At 53.2% G+C, this 16,036-nt stretch carries 7 protein-coding genes and 1 pseudogene; 4 read left to right on the top strand and 4 right to left on the bottom strand.

Translation table 11 applies throughout. The annotated features are described in order from the left end of the window. Window positions 1–643: 643 nt before the first annotated feature. From CRP01_RS43500 to CRP01_RS27940, 4 genes and pseudogenes are all read left to right on the top strand, one after another. A pseudogene (locus tag CRP01_RS43500) lies at window positions 644–985 on the top strand (cyclic nucleotide-binding domain-containing protein); the annotation flags it as partial. Window positions 986–1,060: 75 nt separating this feature from the next. After that, entirely contained in the window at window positions 1,061–1,546 is a 486-nt protein-coding gene (locus CRP01_RS43495; protein ID WP_394337774.1) for an AlbA family DNA-binding domain-containing protein, read from the top strand. Between the two features lie 134 nt (window positions 1,547–1,680). Then, entirely contained in the window at window positions 1,681–2,886 is a 1,206-nt protein-coding gene (locus CRP01_RS27945) for a type IX secretion system membrane protein PorP/SprF (RefSeq protein ID WP_099153361.1), read from the top strand. A gap of 8 nt (window positions 2,887–2,894) precedes the next feature. After that, window positions 2,895–8,264: a PKD domain-containing protein gene (locus CRP01_RS27940; protein ID WP_099153360.1), complete on the top strand. Its 5,370-nt coding sequence runs from the start codon at window positions 2,895–2,897 to the stop codon at window positions 8,262–8,264. Between the two features lie 75 nt (window positions 8,265–8,339). Here the strand turns inward: CRP01_RS27940 and CRP01_RS27935 are convergent, their stop codons facing one another. The 4 genes from CRP01_RS27935 to CRP01_RS42760 all read right to left on the bottom strand — a co-directional run bounded on the left by CRP01_RS27935 (window position 8,340) and on the right by CRP01_RS42760 (window position 15,923). Then, window positions 8,340–8,954 carry a class I SAM-dependent methyltransferase gene (locus CRP01_RS27935; protein ID WP_099153359.1) on the bottom strand — a complete coding sequence of 205 codons (615 nt, stop codon included), beginning with the start codon at window positions 8,952–8,954 and terminating at the stop codon, window positions 8,340–8,342. A gap of 72 nt (window positions 8,955–9,026) precedes the next feature. Next, a complete protein-coding gene (locus CRP01_RS27930) occupies window positions 9,027–11,180 on the bottom strand; it encodes a hypothetical protein (protein ID WP_222845824.1) in 2,154 nt (717 codons plus the stop codon). Window positions 11,181–11,249: 69 nt separating this feature from the next. After that, window positions 11,250–14,225, bottom strand: a complete 2,976-nt coding sequence (locus CRP01_RS27925) for a glycosyl hydrolase (RefSeq protein ID WP_099153357.1) — start codon at window positions 14,223–14,225, stop codon at window positions 11,250–11,252. A 72-nt stretch (window positions 14,226–14,297) separates the two neighbouring features. Then, window positions 14,298–15,923, bottom strand: a complete 1,626-nt coding sequence (locus tag CRP01_RS42760; protein ID WP_394337773.1) for a GH39 family glycosyl hydrolase — start codon at window positions 15,921–15,923, stop codon at window positions 14,298–14,300. Window positions 15,924–16,036: the final 113 nt, after the last annotated feature.

Below are 16,036 nucleotides of genomic sequence, written 5' to 3'. Positions count from 1 at the left end.
CTATTGTTCCAACGCGTTTTTCGCTGAGCCTGGTGGTGGAAATGAAGTCCTGCCGGAAATCTCACCCTTCTCGGGTGAGCGCGGCCCACAGTGGGTTGCCTAAGTCCTAGTTATAGGGAGAGCGTACAGTTTGCCGGCAGGTAAAGTGGAAGGTACGCTTCCCACTTTTTTCCAATGTACAAGATCGCTTATCGAACCAAACCCCGCAAAAAGGCCTTTCTCCGCAACGGCCGCAACTACATTCATTGACTGGTCACAAAGCAACTTAAATCGACCTTCCGGATAGCCGGACTGCCGTCCTATAGTGAGGAATATTAATATTTAATAATCAAAAACCAGAAATAACTGAATTTCACCGCGAAGCAGCCAAGACGTTAAGCTTTTTTAGTGAATTTGCCGTCGGCAAATCCACTAACCTTTGCGTTCTTAACCGTTAATGCCGATAAAGATCGAAAAATTTGCATCAGCAAATTTTTTCGAAAGAATTCATTGTAAAACTTGGCGGCTTTGCGGTCTTCCCGACCGCTGCGCGGTTGCCCCGTGGCGGGACAGGTTGCGGTAAATCCAAGTTTTATTAATTTTCAATGTTCGGTACTTCAGGGCGGCAGCATTTTACCCAAAACCTTCTAAATATGATCAAGTAATGACCTATACACCCAATTCCCTCTCCCCTGACCAAAAGGAGATTTTAGATGCCTTTGACCGATGCCCTGATTTTGCGATTTTCAATCTGAAAGAAAAACAGATGCTGCTCACGCTGGTGGATACCCAGGAGTTTTTCGAGGGCAACCAGGTATTTTCGGTGGAAGAAGAGGGCAAAAAATTCTTTATCGTTATCCACGGTAAGTTCTCCATCCGACTCAAGAGTAATGACTACAAAGAATGTATCGCCGGTGATATTTTCGGAGAGATCGCCGTTTTTTCCGAAAAGCACCGCCTGGGCACCGTCCGGGCTCTGGAACCGTCCAAATTGATCGTCTTCAATAGCGAAATTTTCTTTAATCCGGAGATCCTGCCCAGCAGTCTGATCCTGAAACTTGTCCGGGCCCTCACCAAAAAAATGATCAGCTATTTCTACCAGGAAGAGCTGCTTTCCAGTCAGGAAATGATCCGCAAGGGCGAAAGCGAGAGCCGGGAATTCAAAACCTCGATAAACCGCGAAGTACGTACCCCGATCGTCCGCACCCTCTGCGGATTCATGAACCTCCACGGAGGAACAGTTTTTGTCGGCGTAACTGACGGCGGGCAGGTGGCCGGTGTGGACGCTACCACCAAAGACCTGGACAAATTTGAGCGGGACATCCGGAGCCTGATCCGGCTACGCCTCGGCACCTTTTTCAACAACCTGGTCCATTTTGAACTGGAAGGCATTTACGGTAAGACCATCGTACGTATCGACTGCGACGCAGCCCGTTCACCCGTCTTTTTCCGAACCTATAACCAACAGGAAGAACAGGAGGAATTTATCGTCCGTACGGGTAATGCCAATACGCATATTAAGAAGGGTAGTGAGATTATTAAGTATTATCAGCGGCGGTATAAGTAGGCGGGAAGGTTTGTATAGAGTCCCGAAAATGCCCGCTCGCAATCACCTATACCCCGGATCGCGATCTTTTCGAAGATCAACAGGATGATCCTTTTGGTCTGATCCCAATTCACCTAAAACAAACCCCTGTTTAAATGAACTATAGATTATTCAGGTATGTAACCGGAGTTTTACTTTGGGCTTGCTGTTCATTGTCGCCCGTTGGGGCCCAGGATCCTTTTATGGTCCATTTTCACAACAATCGGTCCTGGTATAACCCCGCTTTTACCGGTATTCGCGGTTCGGCCATGTTCAGTGCCAAATATAAAACCCAGTGGCAAAGCGCCCGGGTAAAACCGTTTGAGACCAAATTCTTCAATTACGAAGAAAGTCTCGCCTGCCAAAATATTTACGATTACGGCATCCAACTGCTACAGGATGAAGAAGGAGCGGGTATGCTGCGTACCTGGATGGTCGGGGGAAAAATATCAGCCAGTTTCCTGTTCTTTGACGATGGCTACCACAGTATGACCACCCGCTTCGGATTGAACTTCCAGTGGGGTGGCAAGAGATTAGATTTCAATAAACTCAGTTTTGCTGATCAGCTCGATTTTAAATACGGGCTTTTCGACGCTTTCGGTAATCCCAATCAGACCACTTTCATCATTCCGGAAGATGCCGGTACTTCCCGCACCTTTTTTGCTCCCGCGCTGGGTTTTGTTAACCAGCATGTAGTAGAGCGCAACCAGAACCGACAGCCTTACTACATCACTTACGGAGCCAGTCTGCATAATGTACTGGACCTGATCAATCCCCGCCAGTTCGGAAATGACGAATCCTTACTGGGGATCGGAACCACCCTGGCCAGCAGGTACACCCTGCATGCCGCGGTGGAACTATACCCGTTTAACCGCAACCGGGACATCATATCCCTACGTCCTCAGGTATTTTTTCAGCGGCAGGAGCAATTGCAATACTGGGAAACCGGGCTCCGGGCCGGATGGAATAATCTGACGGCCCTAAGTGTATTTTACCATTCCTCCCGCTGGGCTAATCCGGAAAGGACCAATACCAACTGGCTCAGCATTGCTATCGAGTTCAACCAGATCCTGGGAGAACTTTCGGATAGTCAAAGCCGACTGGATCTCGGTTTCAGCTACTCTATTGGCGTCAGTGGTCTGAAAAATCGGGTTGGACCGATCCTGGAATTTGGTATCGCTTATCATCTTTCCTACAGCCCGATGTGCAGTAGTCGCCGAAATGGGAAACACGACCTCCGGGCGGGTAAAAACCGTCACCTCTGTCCCAAAGTATCCAACAGTCACCGTAAACTTTACGAAAATATCTGGTATAAAAAGTAATCAGCACTATGCAATCAATCAAAAGGATCTTTGGGCTTTTGCTTTTTATCAGCTCATTCTCCACAACCCTTTTTGGGCAGAATAATAACTGTACCATTGATATCTGTAACAATGATGCCTGTGGTCCCGTTTTTGTCTCATTTGCTCCCAGCGGCAATAATGTTTTTTGTGAGAACAGCACCATCACCCTCGCCAATACAAGCTCCACGAAAGATTTCGATGAATTTTATATCGACTGGGGCGACGGTACCATCGATACGGTGCTGAACTACGATAATGTCACCCACGAATACGACTTTCAGGGGATCGATCGCTGCGAAACCGGAGCTATTTTCAATCAGTTCATTTGCTTTGTGGGCGCCAAACGTTGCGATGAAGGCATAAGTTGTAACTGGAACAGCACGCTCGTTTCCGTTCGCATGCGGCCGGTTGCCCGGATAGATACGCCCGACGAGATCTGTATAACTGATCCCTTTACCCCTACTAACAGTAGTTGCAACGCGGAATCCTATTTATGGGAATTTGGCGATGGTAATACTTCCACCGAAGAGAATCCCAGCTATCCATTCACTTCCCCGGGAGAATACACGGTCAAATTAACAGTGGAAAATTCCTGTGGAGAGCATACCACCAGTCGAAAGATAAAGGTGGTCGGACAGCCGATGGCGGATTTTATTTACCCGACCGAAAATCTTTGTGCACCTAAAACTGTAGATCTTTTTGACCGGGCCAACGAATTCAGCAATACCGTCTGGAACATCACCCCCGCTGATACGCTGAAATGGTGCTTTACTGACACCGTCCAGACTCTGGCTACCAATGACATCAATGTCCGGTTTAAACAACCCGGAGAATACAACATTACCCAAACGGCCCGCAACGTTTGCGGCGTAGAAGAGAAGACCATTACCCTCACGTTGGGGCAGGCGCCTTTGGCCGACATTGATGCACCGCCAGCGGGTTGCGAAACGCTGAGCCTCAGTGCCGCCGACCTGTCACCAAACTTCAGCAATGACGTCTCCGAGATCAACTGGACCTTTATCAATGGAACCCCGTCTTCTGCTTCCGGACCAGATTTTTCCAATGTCGTATTCCAGGAAAATGGGAAGGTGATCCTGCGCGTTTCCAACGATTGCGGAGAAGTAAGTGACAGTGTAGATGTACTGGTCTTTCAGAAACAACAGCCGGAGATCACGCCCCTACCGGATACCATTTGCTCCGGCTCCGCCCCCATTACACTCAGCGCGAATATCGACGGCGGCACCTGGACCGGACCGGGAATCACTCCTGGATTAGAAATATTTGATCCGGCTACGCTTACCCCCGGAATGTCCTATGTGATCAGCTACGAAATCGGAAGTCCCGGCTGTCAGTCCGGCGATCAGGAAGATATATTTATCGCCGCCTCCACCACTATTGCTATTGATCCACCTCCGATCTTTTGCGAGAACAGCGGACCGGAAGCCCTGACAGCCAATCCAAATGGCGGCACCTGGCAGGGAGCCCATATCAATGCCATTACTGGGGTATACGATCCATTATCGGCCGGCATTGGTACGGACACGGTCCGATATGAGCTCACGGATGCAAGTGGATGCCCGGTTATGGCCGAAGTCATGGTCACGACCGAAGCTTTTCCCGAACTGAACAGTCTGCCAGAACTTGACCTGTGCGTATCCGATCAGGATATCGACCTGGGCTCCCGGCTGAATGTTCAGGCCAGTCCAACTGGCGGTCAATTTACCTGGGAAGGCCCCGGAATTACGATCCCCGATCAGGGTATCTTTAATGCCGGACAAAGTGGGTTGGCTGCGGGCAACTATACCGTTTATTTTACCTACCGCCACAATGCCTGCATTGTTACGGACAGTGCATTGATCCGACTGGCTGAACCCGAATTGCTTATGCTGGCTCCCCAGGATACCAGTGTTTGCATTTCAGAATTGATGCTGCAGTTGTCGACCAATTTATCGGGAGGAGTGTGGGATGGGCCCGGCATCGATGCCGTAACCGGTCTCATCGACCTCAAAGCAGCGGGTGGCGGACCCGCTGCGTACACCTATGAATATGCGGCCGGCACCACTTGCGCTCAGGACGGTCAGGTGAATATTGAAATAATCGACGTCGGTGCCAGTCTGATGGCCGGGCCGCCGGTAGCCATTTGCGAAAGCACCGAATCTACTTATCAATTAACCGGACAAAGTCCGGCCGGAGGCTATTGGGAAGGAGAGCACCTAAATGATGACCAGAACGGCATTATTGATCTCACTCAGATCAAGACCGACAGTCAATATATCTATCGCTATTGTCTGGAAAGTCAGGTTGTAGCCGGTTGTCAGGATTGCGCTACCCGTACTTTTATACTTAATGCCAATCCGGATCCGGGATTCATCCTCGACGGCACCGCCTGCATCAACGAAACGTTTCGCCTACTTCCAGCCAGTACCGATCCCAGTCTGCAGTGTTCATGGGACCTGGGCAACGGCGATACACGCTCGGATTGCGCGCCCCAATACACCTATACCACCGCCGGGAATTATACGATCGAGCACCTGTCTACCAATGCTGCCGGGTGCAGTGCATCGGCCAGTATAGACCTCTACATTACGGAACCACCCAAACCGGGATTTTCCATCGATGAACGGGAAGGCTGCGCGGCCTTCGAACTCAACCTGAACAATACCAGCACCGGAGATGGGATCAGCAGCACCTGGTATATTGACGGAGATACCATTCGACAAGAACAGCCCGGCCCGATCCTGCTCGATAGCATAACCGAGGACACCTATTTTCGAATACTCCTGGAAGTAGATAACTTGTGCGGGACAGTGCCTCTGCAGGATTCGGTATTGGTACATCCTTATCCCACCGCCATGATCGGATTGAACGTCGATGATGGTTGTTCGCCCCTCATTATCGAACTGGCTAATCCTACAGTCGGAAACCCGGATACTTTTTCCTGGGACTTTGGCAATGGAACCACGTCGACCGATTCGCTGCCAGCCGATCCGGTATACACGACTCCTCCGGATGAGATCAGCACCTACGAGATCACACTCATCGCCAGCAATGCATGCGGAGTAGATACCGCCGGCCGGACCGTTACAGTCTTTCCTCCGGATGTGGAAGCGTTTATTGACCTGGATACCAGCGCGGGCTGCTCTCCATTTAATTTCCAGCCAGTTTCTGCTTCCACTCCGGGCTCTTTTCTGAGCTGGTCGATACTGGCATCGGATGGTAGCCGGGTTGGCAGCAGCAATCAGCCCAATCCATCGTTTTTTCTGGAAGAAGCCGGGGATTATACCGTACTGCTAGCTGCCGCCCGTTGCGGAGCTGACCTGGATACGGCCATGATCACGGTATTGCCCGCCCCGGAGGCGGGATTCAATGCTCCGCTTTCCGTATGTCTGGGGGCTGCTACTTATTTTCAAAATACCAGCTCGGGTATTAGCGGTGCACGCTGGGATTTTGGAGACGGAACCATCAGCAGCGAATTAAACCCTACACATCGATACGATACTACCGGAAACTTTACGGTTACCCTGACGGTATTTTCCGAACTTAACGACTGCCCGGCAACGTATAGTCGACAGATCGAAGTAACCGGCTTACCCCGGGCCCACTTCAGCCTTTCCGATTCAATCGGCTGCGCCCCACTAACGGTAGAGTTTACCAATGAAAGCCTGCAGGCGGCAAGCTATCTATGGGGATTTGGGCACGACGGGCACGCCTCTACCCAGTCCGATCCCACCTTTACCTTCGAGCGAAGTGGTGACTTTATCATTTCCCTGGTAGCCCGCGATGCCAATGGTTGTTTTTCGGATACGCTCTACGAAACCATCACTGTCCATGAGCCGCCGAAATCTGACTTCGCCATAGTGAATGATCGCTTTTGTACCGGACACGACAGCCTGCTACTACAAAACTTGTCTTCGGTTGATGCCGGTCAGTTTATCTGGAAGATAAATGAAGATCGTTCCACCCAGCGATCTCCGGTTTATTGGGTACCGGATTCCGGCCCGGTTGATATTATGCTGACCGCAGAGAATGCTGCCGGTTGCCGGGACAGCATCCGACAAGTGATTGAGTATTTACCCTCTCCGGAAGCCGGCTTCTCTCCGGATCTGCGGGCAGGCTGCCCGCCCCTTTCCATCGATTTTACCAATACCAGCATCCATGCTGATCAGTATCGATGGATCTTCAACGACGGCAATACGGTCGACATTACCGACCCGATACATTTGTTTAGCCTTCCCGGGACCTATCCGGTTACCCTGATCGCACAGAGTAATAACCAATGCCCTGTGGATACAGCCCAGGTGCAAATTATTGTCTATCCCCAACCGGACGTGAATTTTCAATATTCGAAAAGGGATAGCTGCGGAGCACCCGTACCGGTGGACTTTACCAGTCAGACGACCGGCGCCACCGATCTAGCCTGGGATTTCGGAGACGGAGCAGCATCCGCGGAGACGCAACCTACTCATTCCTTCAGTGTGCCGGATATTTATGAAGTGCAGCTGACCGCTATCAACGAGTTTGGCTGCGAACAGTCCACGACACAAGAGATCGTCGTCAATGGGCAACCCCGGGCTTCATTTGAACTTCTTCCCGCCGAAGGATGCGCGCCTTTTACGGTAAGCGTCCGGAATACCAGTCGGGAAGCCCTGAGCTTTTCCTGGTATCTGGACGACCAATTGGTCAGTGAGGAAGCTACCCCAAGTTTTCCAGCCACCGAACTGGGATCGCACGATCTCCGGCTAATTGCCCGCTACGGCAACCAGTGTATAGACATCCTGGATTCAACAGCAGCCATACAAGTTTACAGCAGTCCCATGGCCGCATTCACGGCCTTTCCGAACGAATCAAGTATGCTGAAAGGCGAAGTACGTTTTGAGAACGAAAGTACTAATGCCGATCGTTTTCTGTGGATGCTAGGCGACGGAACCGAATCTACAGCGGTCGATTTTGAATACGAATATGACATCAACGGTCCACTGGAAGTAACTTTGATTGCTTATCAGGATAATAATGGTGCGTTTACCTGTGTCGATACCGTTTCCCAGGTGATCAGTCCGGAATTTATCGGCACTTTTTACGCCCACAATGCTATGACACCGGAATACGGCGAAGATCTTCATCGGGTATTCAAACCAGTTGGATTAGGCATTGTTGATTACGACCTGATCGTATATGCTCCCTGGGGAGAGCAGGTTTGGCGAACCGACCTGCTGGAAGAAACCCGACCCGCGGGTGCCTGGGATGGTATCTATCGTGGTAAATTGGTTCCTCAGGGCGTGTACGTATGGGAGGCATCTGTGGAATTTGCCAATGGCGTCCGGAAAATGTACCAGGGAGAGCTACATGTTATCCGATGAGTTCCAAGCATCTCACTAATAAAAGCCGTCCGGGAATTGATAAATTTTTCCTTACCCAGAGCTGGTTTTATTTTTTTAGAGCCTGGCCCGTCCCCGAAAATTAAAAGTAGCCGGTTTCCAACCGGGCAAATACAACGTTTCCAGATCTGTAATCTGAAACCCATTTTCCCGGATCAGCGCGGGAATATTCCGGTTGAGGTTGCAGCCGCCACCGAACTTTTTCCAGATGGGATTGATGCGGTCCTGCCATTTGGCTACTCCGGTATCCGGTGCCCGTCCGTGCTCACAGAACAACAGTTGACCGCCCGGTTTCAGTACACGCCGGAATTCGGCGAAAGCCTGCTCATAATCGGGAATAGTACAGAGGGTATAAGTTGTTACGATCGTATCAAAAATGCCGTCCTCTACGGGAATGGATTCAGCCGGAGCGGCGATAAATTCAAAAGCAAAAGGCAGCGAATGCAGATCGATGTCGTGCTGCCGCCAGGTTGCTTCCGAGGGATCTATACCGACTACGCTCTGCACTTTTTTCGCATCGTAGAAACCCAGATTCAGTCCGGAACCGATACCGATCTCCAACACCTTGCCCTCAGCGGCCGGGATCAGCCTGGCGCGCTGCTGCATGGGTGGCCCCTGCCGACAGGCCCAGTTGACGAGTTTGGGCAGTACATATCTACCGTAGAGCCCCATAGATTTTATTTTGTATCGCATATCCAGGTCTGCCTTTCATCTTCGACAGACCCGGATAAAGTTTCTGACCGATCAGGGCATTTTTTTCAAGCCTTCCCACTTTACTCGCCAGCTTCCATCAGCCGGAAAACCCGGAGCCGGTCGATCCGGCGCGCCGTCCCAGCCGGCGGCCATCATGGCCACGGCCGTCAACAGGCCACCGTTGCCCGGCAGGTAGATGCGGAGTCGTTGGCTTTGGTAATTATGTCCATTGACCAGATAGGTATTCTTCTGGGCATCCAGGAAGAGAGCGTCGATGGCCGCTTCCGGCTTCCCGAGGCGGGCCGCCGTCATGGCCATCATCGGATAATCCCAGCCCCAGGTGGTCTGCCAGTTCCAGTGCTTCATGATCTCGTCAAACGTATTGCCCATGATCTCCGGATCGATCTTCGGACTGAGCGGCAGCATGCCGTAAGCCCCCAATACAACAGGGTGATCCCTGCGATTATCATCATCGGTATAAGCTTCGTAGGCCCGGGCGGCCGGTAGATACAAGGCATCAGCCTGCGGCAGCGGGGCCAGTTGATCGATCACTCGTTGCCAGCCGGCATCCGGGGCCAGTCCCAGTCGTTTCCGCCATTCCTGCGCCACGGATAAACCGTAGTGCCAGTAGGCCAGTTCAAAGGGCGGATCGTCCGTTTCGGTAGCGTGAAAGATCTCCTGTGCGGGAATGAGCGGATGGCAAAGGTGATATTTGCCGTCGTCTTCGTTGTATTGAGCCACCGAGGCCATGAACTCAGCCGTCCGGAAAACGATATCACGGTATTTTTCCAGGGTAGCCCGTTCCGGTCTTTGGCGGTAGATCAATTCGGCAAAGTAGAGGGGATGCGGTTGTTGCCAGAGCAGGAACTCACCCACGCTCGAAGGGCTGGACCGACCGGAAGGCCCCGTCATTTTCGGCCAACGCACCCCGGCAAAACCCTGCCACTCTGCGGTAGCGGCCGCACTTTCTATGATGTCGTCGTACCACCACATGCTTTTTTCCAGCAGATCAATGCGATCCCACAGGGCGAAATGTACACCGTGCCACCAGGTCATCTCCAGGTGAAATTTGCCGTACCAGCTGTTGAAGATCAGCCCCGTTTCCTGGGGCGGTAAGGAGCCCGCACACTGGATCCGGGTCAGGTACTGGGATAGGATGATGCGCCGTTCCAACTCCGCCGCGCGGGGATCCGTACTGCCGGAAAAATCGATGGCAGCGCCCGCTGCCCAGAAGTCCTGCCAGGCCTGTTCGCTGTTTTCCCGCGTAGCGACAAAACCACTGACGGATTGCTCTGCGGCCTGATTGCGAAAGCGGATACCGGCACTAAAACTCGCCTGGTCTTTCCCGGGGATCAATTCAAAATGATGATTGGCCATGGCCCGGAGGATGCCGGTACCCTCCCAGGTCGCATCCACGAAGTATTGGGTGGAATCCAGCGAGCGTTTGAGCGATACCCCGTTGCCGCCCGCCTCAATGATATTGGTCTGGTGTTTATCGTTGGCATCCCAGTCGTAACCCGGGCAAACGTGGCACTCTTTCCCGTAAGGAAAGCGCAGGGAGATCCGCAGGCGTCCGGCCTTGATGAGCGGTGAAGTGATGCGAAAGGCGATCTGATCCTCCGATTGGTGGCCATACAGTTCCACTTTGACCGGTTCGCCTTCGATAGTATACGAACTGGTGATCTTTCCCGTCCACAGATCCAGCTCCTGGTCAATATCTTGCAGATCCGCAAGTTTGATAAGTTCGCCGTTGGTTTTAGTGATGGTCAATCCGATCAGGCCCAGATGGAGTCGGTGCGGATTACTGCGCAACCAATTGGCCGCATCGGCCGCCCGGCCTTCACTGTGTTGGGTCATCACCGGGATCTCCCGGTCATTGCAGGTTTCGTAACGCTCCGTCACATCGTCCCGCCCGTAGTTATCCGGGTTGGGAATACTGTGCCAGCCCCACTGCGACTGGGTGCCCAGCGAAACGCCCTGTTCGTATTCCAGCGCAAAGGTCTGCAGGCCCGAAGCATCCACGGTAAAGGCGAATTCCCCGTTACCCACCGAGAGCGAGCCCAAGGTGTCCACGGCTTCCAGCAGGACATTCTGTCGACTGACCAGGGCCTGCCGATCGATCGGACGATCATCCTGCCCCGCAACCAGGCCAGGATATAAGAAAGTCCCCAGCAGGAGGTAAAACAAATAACTTTTCAAGTGCATGTTGGTCTTATTTTTCAACGCTATTTTCTTTTAATGATCTTTCTGCCGAAGCCGAAATTAAAGTAATTTTTATTCTGCTATAGTGACTGGGAGCAGCCGGACCGGCCCCAATAGTCCCGATGGCAAGGGTTCCCAACCAGCGGCGGTGAATAAGCCGTTCTCGGACCGGTTCTCCTGCAGTCGGGCCGGGAAGTTCACATTATAAAACTTTTTGTAAAGGGTTTCCTGGCGGTCCAGTTCCGCGATGCGATTGGCCATTAGATTAGAAACGGCTACTTCCAGGGTATTCTCTTGCCGGATCTTTTCCGCCGGTACGACGATCCGGTAATCCGGGCCGATCCGGGTTCCCAGGTCCTCTCCGTTGAGGGTCACCCGGGCGCTAACGGCCACCTTTCCCAGATCCAGTATCCAGCCGTTGGTACCGTCGGCACTTTCCGGTCGGGAAAAATTCGTCTGGTAAACAGCTGTTCCGGAGAAATTCCGAAAAGCGGCTCCCTCCTGATCGGTCCACGGCCCCAGCGCCCCGATCCGGGTGGATGCGGGCAATTCCGGGCCGCCGGCAGCAAATGTGATCGTCCACGGTCCTCCCAGTACCTGAGCATTGCCGTTAGGCGTCAGGTAGGGATAGGGTTTTCCACCGACCTCAGTGGAGAAGCTTTTGAGAATCAGGCTTTGATCCGGTCCCAATTGCAGGCGAACTTCCAAGTCCCCATTTTGATTGGTACGGGTTTCTGCAACGCCTTTGGCGCCGCTTACGGCATCGAACAGGTAGGCCGATCCGGCCGGTACGCCGAGTGTCACCCAACTATTTATGGGCTGCTGCGTCCAGTTGGCAATAAAGTAGTGGTGCCCATCCGCATGGCTTCGGCGCGTAAACTGCAGCCCTTCGTCGGTCATATTCTCCCTCTGTACACCTGCTGCAAGCAGTAATGCTTCCAGGTTGTCGCCCCGGAGAAAAAGTCCGGCACCCAGTGTGGCTGTTTCGACTCCGTTCGCTGTATTAAAGTCCAGCCTGGCTTTTAGGTCAGCCAATGCCTGTTCGCGTTCCTCCAGAGTCCCTAATCCGGGCACCGTTTCCGGCAGCTGCCGGTGTACGATCACCGTAGCGCCGTTTTCGGCCAGTACAGTCAATTTTTCAAAGGTTTCCAGCGGCATGTATTCCGTTTCGGGTATTACTATGGTCTGGTAGCTTAGTCCGCCGCTCGTCAGGGTATTACCGGCATTCTCAAGCTCACGGATCTGCCGATCCGAGATGTAATCGTACGTAAAGCCGTTTTCCTGCATAGTTGCCGCATTGGCCCGCATGTTGGAGGCGGTAAAGCCGGCCTCCTTGCCGTGAAAATGCTCGATAGCTCCCGGTTCCTGTTCGGCAAACCGATCGTAAATGGGAAAATATAACAATACATCATTGGCGGGCCGTCCGTCCTGCAAAAAAGACTGTACCCGGGCTGCGTAGGTATTCAGCGCTCCGAAATCCTTCCAGAGGGAATTGCGTGGATTGAGGTGGACCGCCGCGTAGAACAGACGCCCCGGCCAGGCCTCATCCTCCGGGCTGTAAGTCGTACCGTGGTAAAATACGTGATTAACCCCGCCCAGAAAATAGCGTTCCAGATTGCGTCGGATGTCCGCAAGCGAAGAAAGAAAGTGCTCATTTAGCCAGGTAGCCGATTCGGAAGAGACCAGTTGACGGCCCGCCACATGGGCGGCCGAGGAGGCAAATTTGATCATCAGCAATTCCGCCCCTTCCGTTTCGGGAATATCGCTGGCCGCATAAAGATCCAGAATATTCGAGGGTGAACCGTGGGCCTGATTTCGGATGATGGACTGCTGATCGTGGGCCCAGTCGTGCCAGGACTGCGTGAAAGTTTCCAGCAGCAGATCGGATAACGTTTCCTGAAAGTCCATATTCACCCGCACGATCTCCTTCTCGTCCGGGGCATCACCGAACAGGGCCGGCAGGTGGTCCCGCAGATCGTAGTCCCGGCGGGTTTCAAATTCTTCAAAAAAACGAGGCGTCCAGTCGGCATTTCCCCGGGCGTCGTCCACTTCGTAGGAATCGTTGAAAAAGGCACGCAAGCCGATAATGTCTTGATTGGCGAAAGCGGAATCGAAACGCGACAAATAATTACGGATCGCCGGTTCCGAAAAGTGATCCAGGGTATTGCCTTCCCCGCCCGGCGCGGCGCGTTCCACCATTTTTCCGTGCCAGCCCTGGAAGACGGCGTACAGCGTCCATTCCCCGGCCGGCGCGGTCCAGTCTAACTGCCCTTGGGCATCGAGCCGGTCGGTAAGGTCTTCGATCTCACCGGCTTTGGAATAGGCCATCAGGCTTTGGAGAGGTAAGGGTTTTTCAAAACGCACCTGGTCCAGCGCCAGCGCCTGCAGGTTTTCATTGGCCGCTACCGGCTCGACCAGATCTTCGATCCGCAGCCGGTCATCAGTGTTGATCTGGACCGGGTTTTCCATGGAGCCGGTTGGCTTTTCCCCTTCCTTAAGTAAGATGCCGTACAGTTGGTACAACTGATTGCGCACCGCCCGCAGCACCGGTTCCTGGGTGTAAGTGATCGCTTCCCGCAGACGTTGGCCGCCGCTGAGCGTATACGTCTTATGCGTAACGTACTTGGGGGCATCGTCGGCACCTACCCAGGGGCCACCAAACGGCCAGCCCGTACCGGTAGCCATATCCATGCCCATATCCAGGCGTTGGGTTTCCTGCAAACTATGATTGAACATGTCCATCCACTCCGGCGACAAATAATTCAGGAACTCATCTTCCCGACCGATAACGCCAAAGATGGGCGTCAGTTCCACTCCACCCAGTCCGGCCTGCTGGTAGGCTTCCAGTTCCCGGCTCAGGTCGGTTTTGTTCACGGCGCTGCCGTGCCACCACCAGCGCGTCCAGGGTTTGGCGGTCTGGGTGATCTCCGGCCAGTCCGGTTCGGTGCCTTCAGGCAGTTCGGTAGCCGTCGTGCAGGCCAGCCAGCCAGTAAATAAACAGGCAACCAGAATAGCCGTTATAAGAAAGTATTTTTTCGTTGGTATCATATCGTTTTGCGCTACGATTGTTGATAATTTTCGGGGGACACAATAGTCTCGAACTGAGCATTACCGGCAGATCTACCACCTCAACTTCAACAGCGACACGCCCTGCCGGGGAATGCTGATATTTAGTTCCAGCTTGCCCGCTTGGGTTTCTTCCCATTTCGGGTTTTCTAAAAGTTCGAGTCCGCTGGCCGCTTCCAGTTCCGCCACCTGCCGGGAATTCGGATACTGGGGGGATCCCATTTTTTTCCAGGCGGTATAGGCATTGCTGTGCGTGGCGTCCACCCGGTAGTGTTGCACCTGCATTTTCCCGTCCGGCAGACCGCTCAGGTTCAGGTTTACCGGTACCGCCGGCCCCAAACGATCATCATCGTGATAATTCCAGACCATTATCTCGGCACTGTGCTCCCCGATCGTAGCTAAGGCATTCACATCCGTTTTTGCTCCCCGCACACTGGAATCCCGTACCGTCCGGAAATCATAGGCCAGATCTCCCGATACTGCTGCCCGCCGACCGGACATCATGCCGAACATGCGGAATACATTCAGGACCGGTTTGTCGATACCGTTGGTCGCCAGGTCGCGAAAGCCATGAAACCAGGGCTGATCTTCAAACTCGAACGCCCAGGTGACCGCGCCTTTAAAATTGACGCCAAAATGATCGGCCAGTGCCATTTTGCGGGCGAAAGCCGCCGCGGTATAACTCGAATACATCGTCCCGTTGCGGTAGCCGTTGTGCGGATACACATCCATGGAGCAGGCCGCACAACCTTCCGGATCGGACTCGCCGATGACGATCGGCAGGTTCTTCCACGCCGGAAAGGAAGCGACGATCTCAAAACCCCGGGAAACATCCCGCATCTGTGTCCCCAGGTTCATTTGCACGTGGTCTTCGATAAATTTCGGACCGCCCTTGGCGTGAAAGGCTACGAAATCCAGTGGGGCTCCGCTTTCCCCCGTTGCGTAATTTTTTCCATCGATGCAGTGCTGCAGGAAAGTTTCCAGAAATTCGGCCGCTTTATCCCAGGAAGGACCGGTGGAGTGAGGCCCGCCGATGATGGCCGTGGGCAGGGCTCTTTTCACCGCATCGGCGGTATAATCGTATAGCTTGAGGTATTCTTCGGTGGTGCCCTGCCAGTAGCCGATGTTTGGTTCGTTCCAGGGTTCCCAGTACCAGCTTTCCACTTCGGTTTTCCCGTAGCGATCCACGGCGTGTCGGACCCACTGGTAGACCAGTTCGGCCCATTTCGTATAATCTTCCGGAGGATAAGCCCAGCCGGTGTAAATGTTGCCGTAGGGATTGCCCGGTGCCCAGTCGTGCCGGTAAGGTTCCGGTTTGGAAGAGAGCGCTTTGGGCATGAATCCGATCTCCACCAGCGGTTTCATACCCCGCTCCACGTAGGTATCAAAGATCTTGTCCACGATCGTCCAGTCGTACACCGGCCGCCCCTGCTCATCCTCGGTGTAGGCGTTGGTGGAGCCCCATTTCAGCGCCGGACTGCCGTCGCCGGTGGTCAGCAGGTTGTGGGTACGTACGTACACGGGTACCGGACTCAGATCCGCCAGCCCGGACAACAATTTACGGCCGTCTTTCATGTAGGTGTAATTGGGCTCATCGTGGCCAAACCAGGCGTACACCGGATCCATATCGCCAACCGTTTTCCCGTAATCGATATTAATACCAACCGTTTCCGGCAGCACGACCGGTTTACCTTTCGGGTCCGGGACCGTAGCCGGAATATTTTTGCGGGCAGCTACCGGATCGATGTACTCCGCCAGGTCCGCCAGACTGATTACTTTATACTGATTGTCCC

The sequence above is a fragment of the Flavilitoribacter nigricans DSM 23189 = NBRC 102662 genome, assembly GCF_002646595.1.
Classification (GTDB): Bacteria; Bacteroidota; Bacteroidia; order Chitinophagales; family Saprospiraceae; genus Flavilitoribacter; species Flavilitoribacter nigricans.
The sequence above is the reverse complement of the archived record's forward strand: the minus strand, read 5'-3'. Positions and strand labels throughout refer to the sequence as shown.